This is a genomic window from Amycolatopsis sp. NPDC006131 (assembly GCF_040614175.1).
GTDB classification, from domain to species: domain Bacteria; phylum Actinomycetota; class Actinomycetes; order Mycobacteriales; family Pseudonocardiaceae; genus Amycolatopsis_E; species Amycolatopsis_E tucumanensis.
In genome coordinates this window covers 1-5,405 of record NZ_JBEXTX010000210.1, presented here as the reverse complement: position 1 = coordinate 5,405, position 5,405 = coordinate 1, and the positions used below count along the sequence as shown (strand labels likewise).

Sequence of the window (5,405 nt, the reverse complement as noted above, 5' to 3'; positions counted from 1 at the left end):
GCCCCGGGCGGGCTCTGCGCGAGCAACGTCCCGATCTCGGTGACCTCGATGCCCAGCCGCGAACCCGGCCGCCTCGATCCGGTCCAGGATCTCCGAGTACAGCACCAGAGCGGTCGCGATGCACGGCCGGGACACCGGGTGCAGCCGGTCGATGCCGTCGCGCGCGTAGGCGTAGATCTCGCGGGTGGTGGCGTGCTGGGCGGCCAGCGCCTCGCGCACCCTGGGGTCGGTGCGGCCGTTGCGGTGGCACCACAGCAGCAGGTCCCGGTCGACGCCGAACGCGGCGAGCTCGTCGGCGGGCAGGTAGACGCGGCCGCGGTCGAGGTCCTCGGCGACGTCGCGCAGGAAGTTGGTCAGCTGGAAGGCCTTGCCCAGCGCCGCCGCGTAGGGCGCGGCCTCCGCCGGCTCGCCGACCGTGCCCAGCACGGGCAGCATCTGCAGGCCGATCACCTCCGCCGAGCCGTACACGTAGCGGTCCAGCGCGGCGCGGTCGGCGTAGCCGGTGACGGTGAGGTCCATCCGCATCGAGTCGAGGAACGCGGTGAACAGGTCGCGGCGGATCCCGTAGCGGCCCGCGGTGTCCACCACGGCTGCGAGAACCGGGTCGTCGCTGCGGCCGCTGTCCAGCCCGGCGAACAGCTCCGCGGAAAGCGCTTCCAGGCGGCCGGCCGGATCGCTGCCAGGGGGAGCGGAGTCGACGATGTCGTCGGCGAAGCGGGCGAACCCGTAGAGCGCGTGCACGGCCGGGCGCTGCGCCTTGGTCAGCAGGCGCGTGGCGAGGTAGTAGGTGCGGCCGTGTTCGGCGTTGAGGCGGCGGCAGCGGACGTAGGCCTCGCGCAGGCGCGGTTCGGTGATCCCGGCGGCGTCCAGGGCCCCGGTCATCGCGCCGCCACCAGTGGGCGGGTCACGTGGGCGCCGGTGATGCGGTCGGCGGCGAGGCGCCCGGACACCAGCGCGGTCGGCACGCCCACCCCGGGCGCGGTGCTGCCGCCGGCGAGCACCACGTTGCCGGTGCCGCGCACCAGGTTGCGCGGCCGGAACGGGCCGGTCTGCGCGACGGTGTGCGCCAGCGCGAACGGGGTGCCGGCCAGCATGCCCTGCCGCGCCCAGTCGGCCGGCGTGACGACGTGCCTGGCTTCGATGCCGTCGCCGAGCCCGGGCAGCAGCCGCTCGGCGACGTGGCCGAGGACCTCGTCGGCGTAGGCGTCCCCGACGCGGTCCCAGTCCACCGGGCCGCGCCGCAGGTTCGGCGCGGGCGCCAGCACGTAGAGCAGGTCGCGCCCGTCCGGCGCGAGCGCGGGGTCGGTGGCCGTCGGACGGGTCACCAGCAGGGAGGGATCGCTCATCAGCCGCCCTTCGTGGATCAGCTCGTGGAACGTCCGCCGCCACGCCGCGCCGAACAGGATGGTGTGGTGCGCGGTGTCGCACCGCCGCCGCGTGCCGACGTGCACGACGACCGCGGACGGCGCGGGCCGCAGCGGCACCGGCCGTCGCGGGGTCCGGCCGAGCAGCTCGTAGGCGGCGGGCAGTTCGGTGGTGAGCACGACCGCGTCGGCGGGGAGGCTGCCGCCGGTGGTCTCCACCGCGGTCACCCGGGAGCCGGACCGCCGCAGCGCCGTGACCTCGGCGCCGTAGCGGAACTCCACCCCGGCGTCCGCGGCCGCCGCGGCCAGGGCGTCGGGCAGCGCGCGCATGCCGCCGCGCGGGAAGAACACCCCGGCCACGGTGTCCATGTAGGCGATCACCGCGTACACGGCCAGCGCGTGCTGAGGCGACTGCCCGGCGTAGAGCGACTGGAAGGAGAACACCCGGCGCAGCCGCTCGTCGCGGAGGAAGCGGCCGATCTTGCGGTCCAGCGGCCCGAAGGCGCCCATCGCGACCAGCCGGGCCAGGTGCGGGGTGACCAGGGCGAGCGGGGAGTCGAAGTTGGCGGCGATGAACCGGTCGAACTCGGTCCGGTACAGCCGGATCAGCCACTCGCGCAGCCGCCGGTACCCGTCCGCTTCGGACGGCCCGGCGAACGCGCGCACCGCTTCGGTCATCGCCTCGGGATCGCTGTGCACGTCGAGGCTGCTGCCGTCGGCGAAGCGGGCGCGGTAGGCGGGGGTGACCGGGACCAGGTCGAGCCGGTTCGCGACGCTGTCGCCGACCGCGGCGAGGGTCTCGTCGACCAGGTCGGGCATGGTCAGCACGGTGGGTCCGGTGTCCATGCGGTAACCGCCCAGGTCCAGGCGTCCTGTCCGGCCACCGGGCACCGGCTCGCGCTCCACGACGGTCACCTGCCGTCCCCGCCCGGCCAGGTGCAGCGCCGCCGCCAGCCCGGACAGCCCCGCCCCCACCACGACGATCCGATCCGCCGGGCCCGTCACGGTCCGCATCCAGCCACCCCTCACTCGACTACCCGGACAGGTAAAACGTTGCACGAACGTTGCGCCGTTGTCCACTCGGTGAGCCTGTCGCCCTGCGGACTAGCGTAGGTGACGGACGCCGGGGCGACCGGGCATGAGGAGGACGTGGTGGGAGACCTGCTGGGCCGCGGGCCCGCGCCGAGGAAGCGGTTGCGGGAGCTGCTGGCGGCGCCGGGGCCGCTGGTGGCGCCCGGGGCCTATGACGCGCTCACCGCGCGCCTGGTCGAGCAGGCCGGGTTCGAGGTGGTCTACATGACCGGGTTCGGCACCACCGCCTCGCTGATCGGGCGGCCGGACGTCGGCCTGCTGACCGGCGCGGAGATGATCGACAACGCGCGGCGGATCGTGGCGGCCGTCGACGTCCCGGTGATTGCCGACGCCGACACCGGCTACGGCAACGCCCTCAACGTGGTCCGCACCGTGCAGGCCTACGAGCAGGCCGGGGTGGCGGGCATCCACCTGGAGGACCAGGTCAGCCCGAAGAAGTGCGGGCACCTGAGCGGCAAGGCCGTCATCCCGCGGGAGGAGATGGCCGGCAAGCTGCGCGCGGCCGTCGCAGCTCGCCGGGACCCGGACTTCGTGCTGATCGCGCGCACCGACGCCGCCGCCGTGCACGGGCTCGCCGACGCGATCGAGCGCGCCCGCGCCTACGCCGAGGCCGGCGCCGACCTGCTGTTCGTGGAGGCCCCGACCAGCGAGGAGGACATCGCCACCGTCGCGCGGGAGCTGTCCGGGGCCGCCCCGCTGGTGTTCAACTGGGCGGAGGGTGGCCGCACCCCGCCGCTGTCCCTGGAGCGGATCCGCGAGCTGGGCTTCTCGCTCGTGCTCTACCCGATCGGCACGCTGCTCGCCGCGACCGCGGGGGTCCGCGCCCTGCTGGACACCGTGCGCCGGGACGGGACCCCCGCGGCCGCGCTGCCCGGACTGCCGTCGTTCGGCGAGTTCACCGACCTCGTCGGGCTGCCCGAGGTGAGCGATCTCGAGGCGCGGTTCGCGGGGGAGTCCGGTTAGGACACCTGCGGCACGCCCTTGACGAACTCCAGGTTGAGGCCGAACAGGCCGCGTGCGGCGCGCTGGCCGTTGAGCCAGCCGTGGAAGTAGATCCGCCCGCCGACGACGTCCGCCCCGCCGGGGCCTTCGGTGGCGTGGCCGACCGACTCGGTGGTCAGCAGCGGCTGGTCGGCCTTGGTGTACGGGCCGGTCAGCGAGGACGCCGTGGCGTAGCGGGTCTGGTAGGTGGCGTTGCGGTAGTCGTCGGCGGAGTAGAACAGCACGTACTGGCCGCCGCGCTGGGTGATCACCGGCGCTTCGACGATGCCCTTCTCCTCGGGGCGGTCCGCGCGCAGGATCTCGGTGCGTGGGCCGTCGGGCGCGGTGCCGTCCTGGGTCATCTTCTGCACGAAGATCGCCGAGGCGCCGCCACCGGGGTGCTCGCCCTTGTAGAGCAGGTAGCGGGTGCCGTCGCGGGTCTGGAAGGTCTGCGGGTCGATGTCGCCCTTGTCGCCAGGGTCGCAGATCAGCGGCGCGTCCCCGGCCGGCTGGTAGGGGCCCGCCACGGAGTTCGCGACCGCGGTGCCGATGCAGCGGTGCCGGTCCGTTTTGGACACCGCCGCGTAGTACATGAGGAAGGTGCCGTCCGCGCGGCGGGTCACGTCGGGCGCCCAGTAGCCGCCCTTGGGGTCCACCCAGGACGGATCGGCGGCCAGCGCGTCCCCGGTGACGCGCCACGGCCCGTCGGCGTCCTTGGCGACGGCGACGGGGATCCGGCCGGACGGGCCGCCGGTGGCGAACGCGTGGTAGTCGGTGCCGATCTTGAGCACGTCGGGGTCCGGGAAGTCCTGGTTCAGCAGCACCCGCGGGGCGGGCGCGGCCTGCGCCACGGCACCCGGCAGCAGCGCCGAGGAGAGCAGGATTCCCAGGCAGGTCAACGCTTTCGCGGTCCTGGGCCGCCGGCGCGGGCGGGTCGGGTCGTCGGGTTCGCGGGCCTTGGTGATCTTGCCTGCCGTGTCCACGGCGCAGGAGTTACCCGGGTGGTGGAGGGACTAATCTCCTCCCTTCGGGCCGCGCGCGGTGCTGCGTGTGGTGATGGCGGAGGAGTCTCGGACGCTGGGCCCGGTGATCCCTCCGACCAGGACGGTGGAGCCGCCGGTGCGGACGGTCACCGGATGGCGGTGCCGAGCTGTTCGGCTCGCCTGCCGGCCGGAGCAGTTGCCGGCGCCTTGACCCTGGGCCGCGGGGGTGAGTTCCGCGGTGGCGGGGTGTGCGCCGCGGGCCTACGGTGGCTGTTCCGGCTGCGGAAAGGGGAACCGTCATGGCCGTGCACCAGCCCTACGGGGCGTTCCGGGTGACGCTCGGCGAGGGGACGGGCCGCGAGTTGCGGCGGGTCACCGGGCGATGGTGGATGGTCGCCCTGCTCGGGGTCGCCACCGCGGTGCTGGGGGTGCTGCTGCTGGTGAACCTGGCCGTCGCGGTGGGGACGCTCGCCGTGATCGTCGCGATCGCCCTGCTGTTCGAGGGCTTCGACGAGATCCTCACCGCCGACCGGCACCGCACCCGGTGGCCGTTCTACCTGCTCGGCGTGGTGTGGATCGGGATCGGCGTGATCGCGCTCGCCTGGCCGGGCATCACGCTGCTCACGCTCGCCGTGGTGGTCGGGATCGGGTTCGTCGTCGCGGGCGCCGGGCAGATCGCCGCGTCACTCGCGTGGCGGCGACGCCTGCCGATGTGGGGCCTGTGGCTCGGCCTCGGCGTGGTGACCCTGCTGATCGGGGTGGTGGCCCTGGTGTGGCCGGACCTGACCATCCTCACGCTCGCGATCTGGCTCGGAATCGCCCTGGTGCTGCGCGGCGCCGGCGCCCTGTGGTTCGCCCTCCAGCTGCGCCGCGCCCACCAGGCGATGGCCGCCTAGGCCGTGTCTGACAATGTCTTTGTCCAGGTGATGACGTCGTGGATGAGGATGGCGGCGCGGTAGAGCGTGGCCAACTTGTCGTAGCGGGT

Annotated in this window: 5 protein-coding genes; 2 read left to right on the top strand and 3 right to left on the bottom strand. The window is 74.0% G+C overall.

The window, feature by feature from the left end:
* Together ABZ215_RS43140 and crtI are read right to left on the bottom strand one after the other, a co-directional pair.
* Nucleotides 1-882: phytoene/squalene synthase family protein (locus ABZ215_RS43140; RefSeq protein WP_354956716.1), on the bottom strand; the 882-nt coding region annotated here is incomplete at its 3' end.
* The gene (gene crtI, locus ABZ215_RS43135) at nt 879-2,378 is read right to left on the bottom strand and encodes a phytoene desaturase family protein (RefSeq protein WP_354956714.1); all 1,500 of its coding nucleotides are present in this window, start codon (nt 2,376-2,378) and stop codon (nt 879-881) included. The genes ABZ215_RS43140 and crtI, both read right to left, overlap by 4 nt.
* A gap of 99 nt (nt 2,379-2,477) precedes the next feature.
* Between crtI and ABZ215_RS43130 the strand changes: the two genes are divergently transcribed.
* Complete coding sequence (locus tag ABZ215_RS43130) at nt 2,478-3,419, top strand: oxaloacetate decarboxylase (protein ID WP_354956712.1); 942 nt, start codon at nt 2,478-2,480, stop codon at nt 3,417-3,419.
* Here the strand turns inward: ABZ215_RS43130 and ABZ215_RS43125 are convergent.
* Nucleotides 3,416-4,420: a glycoside hydrolase family 43 protein gene (locus ABZ215_RS43125; protein ID WP_354956710.1), complete on the bottom strand. Its 1,005-nt coding sequence runs from the start codon at nt 4,418-4,420 to the stop codon at nt 3,416-3,418. The genes ABZ215_RS43130 and ABZ215_RS43125 overlap by 4 nt on opposite strands.
* Nucleotides 4,421-4,719: 299 nt before the next feature.
* On the opposite strand from ABZ215_RS43125, the gene ABZ215_RS43120 reads away from it, so the two are divergent.
* On the top strand, nt 4,720-5,316 hold the full coding sequence (locus ABZ215_RS43120) for a DUF308 domain-containing protein (protein ID WP_354956708.1): 597 nt from the start codon (nt 4,720-4,722) through the stop codon (nt 5,314-5,316).
* Nucleotides 5,317-5,405 lie beyond the last annotated feature (89 nt).

What these genes read in the sequence shown, in the direction of transcription:
- crtI (WP_354956714.1), bottom strand. Translation starts at nt 2,378, where the DNA reads ATGCGGACCGTGACGGGCCCGGCGGATCGGATCGTCGTGGTGGGGGCG.
- ABZ215_RS43120 (WP_354956708.1), top strand. Translation starts at nt 4,720, where the DNA reads ATGGCCGTGCACCAGCCCTACGGGGCGTTCCGGGTGACGCTCGGCGAG.